The sequence below is a fragment of the Paraburkholderia sp. RL18-085-BIA-A genome (assembly GCF_046027075.1).
Lineage (GTDB): Bacteria > Pseudomonadota > Gammaproteobacteria > Burkholderiales > Burkholderiaceae > Paraburkholderia.
Genome location: NZ_JARESU010000561.1, coordinates 1 through 637, shown reverse-complemented (window position 1 = coordinate 637; position 637 = coordinate 1). Strand labels below are relative to the sequence as shown.

Genomic DNA, 637 nt, shown 5'->3' with positions numbered 1-637 from the left:
AGAGATAGCGCGTCTCACAAGCCTGTCGCGCAACACGATTAGTAAATATCTGAACATGGATGTTCAGGAGGAGCCGAAGTATCAGCGGCGCTCCCAGCCGACCCGGTTGACGCCGTTTCATGAGGTGCTGGTGCAGGCGCTCAGTGTCGACGCGCGGCGACCGAAGAAGGAGCGGCGCACTGCCTGGATGCTGTTCCAGGAGATCAAGGCCGGCGGCTACGACGGCTGTTACTCGCGGGTGACCGATTTCATCCGGGCCTGGCGGCAAGGCGAAGGCAAGGCGGTTTCGAAGTCGGCGTTTGTGCCGTTGCGATTCGAGCTGGGCGAGGCATTCCAGTTTGACTGGTCCGAGGAAGGACTGGTTGTCGGCGGCATTTACCGCAAGCTGCAGGTGTCGCACATGAAGCTATGTGCGTCGCGGGCGTTCTGGCTGGTTGCCTATCCGAGCCAGGGGCACGAGATGCTGTTCGATGCCCATACGCGCTCGTTCGCGGCTTTCGGCGGGGTGGCCCGCCGGGGCATCTATGACAATATGAAAACGGCCGTAGACAAGGTGCACAAAGGCAAGGGTCGCACGGTCAATCCGCGTTTCGCAGTGATGTGTTCGCACTACCTGTTCGATCCGGACTTCTGCAAT

General features: G+C 60.3%; 1 protein-coding gene. It reads left to right on the top strand.

The annotated features are described in order from the left end of the window. Positions 1 to 637, top strand: a 637-nt coding sequence (gene istA / locus P0D89_RS53845; protein ID WP_408379793.1) for an IS21 family transposase, incomplete at both ends; no start/stop codon positions are given.